This is a genomic window from Streptomyces sp. C (assembly GCF_000158895.1).
In the GTDB taxonomy this organism is placed as follows: domain Bacteria; phylum Actinomycetota; class Actinomycetes; order Streptomycetales; family Streptomycetaceae; genus Streptomyces; species Streptomyces racemochromogenes.
In genome coordinates, this window is sequence record NZ_GG657750.1 from 1,000,962 (window position 1) to 1,002,371 (window position 1,410).

Genomic DNA, 1,410 nt, shown 5'->3' on the forward strand with positions numbered 1-1,410 from the left:
CCGACGCCCTGGAGGCCCGGGTGCGGCTGGGTGAGGCGAGTGCGGGCCGCCGCGCGGCGCGCCGGGGAGCCGCGGGAGGGGGGGCAGGGGCCGCCGCCGGACCAGGCCGTGGACCGGGTGCTGGTCCTCGGGGAGCTGACCCGGCTCCCCCTTTCCCCTTTTTTTTGGTGCTGTGTTTTTTCTTCTACGCCGATCTGAGCCAGAGCCAGATCGCGGAGCGCACCGGGCTCCCGCTGGGGACCGTCAAGAGCCATATGCGGCGGGCCCTGCACGCCCTGCGGCAGTCGCTGGAGCCTGCCCGGCCACCAGGTCCGCGATGACGCCGACGCCGGAGCGCAGCCCGAACAGCCGCCCGGTGCGCGGCCCCTGGGACTCCGGGCCCCAGCCGGGTCCGGCGAGCAGGACCGCCGAGTGGCCGCGGGCGCCGCGCAGCCCCCACTCGATGCCGGCGACCGAGCGGGCCAGGGCCCGGTCCGCGGTGGTGCGGGAGTGCGCCCAGAGGACGGCGGCACGGGGACCCGTACGCCGTACCGCGTCGCACAGCGCCCCGGCGGGCAGGGCGGCGCCGAACATCCGTACCGGCACGCCCCGTTCGCCGAGGGCCGCCGCCAGCGCCTCGATGGGAAGGCTGTGCAGCTCCCCGGGCACGCACGCGAGGAGCACCGGGGGCACCCGCGCCCGGTCCGGCGCGGGGCGGATCCGGTGCAGGGCGGCGGAGACCTGCCAGGACAGCAGGTGCTCCACCTCGACGTAACGCTCCCCCGCCGAGGCCCACTTGCGGCCGACCGCGTGCAGGGTCGGCGCGATGACCTCCTCCCACGCCGTGACCAGGCCGTGTTCCGTCAGGGCGGCCTCCAGCAGTTCCGCCACCGCCGGCTGGTCCAGGCGTACGGCGGCCCGTGCGAGCCCCCGTCCCTCCGGCCGCGCCTCCCCGAGGGGGAGCGCACCGGGCCCGCCCGGCACCACGGCCGCCGCCCTCCCGCCCGCGCGGGCGGCGGGTGCTGCGCCGAGCGCGGCCCGCGCCGCCTCGGACGGGGGCACGCCCCGTGCGGTGAGCCGGCACATCTCCTCCAGGCGGGCGATGTCCCGGGGGGTCCAGCGGCGGTGCCGGCCGTCCTCGCGGTGGGCCGGGCCGATGGCGTAGCGGCGCTCCCAGGAGCGCAGCGTGGTCGGGGAGACCCCGAGGCGGCGGGCGACGGCGCCGGTGCTCAGGGCGGGTTCGGGGTCCACCGGCCTACGGTACGCCGCCCGGTGCGGCGCCGGGCCGCGCCTGGCGGAAGCGGTCGAGGGCGTCGGCGAGTTCGACGAGCGGCGGCGGGTAGTCGTAGCGGGCCCGCTCGGTCCCGGGCAGCCGCCAGGGTTCGTGGACGCGGGGCAGCGGGCAGTCCGGCCAGTTCGGGCACCCAGCGG

The 1,410-nt window shown here is 78.7% G+C and carries 1 protein-coding gene and 2 pseudogenes; 1 reads left to right on the forward strand and 2 read right to left on the reverse strand.

What is annotated here, in order from left to right:
- Positions 1-96: 96 nt before the first annotated feature.
- Positions 97-320, forward strand: a pseudogene (locus SSNG_RS39115) (sigma factor-like helix-turn-helix DNA-binding protein); the annotation flags it as partial.
- Here the strand turns inward: SSNG_RS39115 and SSNG_RS04445 are convergent.
- Both SSNG_RS04445 and SSNG_RS43475 read right to left on the reverse strand, forming a co-directional pair.
- Positions 244-1,230, reverse strand: a complete 987-nt coding sequence (locus tag SSNG_RS04445) for a MerR family transcriptional regulator (RefSeq protein WP_007262605.1) — start codon at positions 1,228-1,230, stop codon at positions 244-246. The pseudogene SSNG_RS39115 and the gene SSNG_RS04445 overlap by 77 nt on opposite strands.
- Positions 1,231-1,234: 4 nt before the next feature.
- Positions 1,235-1,410, reverse strand: a pseudogene (locus tag SSNG_RS43475) (FAD-binding domain-containing protein); the annotation flags it as partial.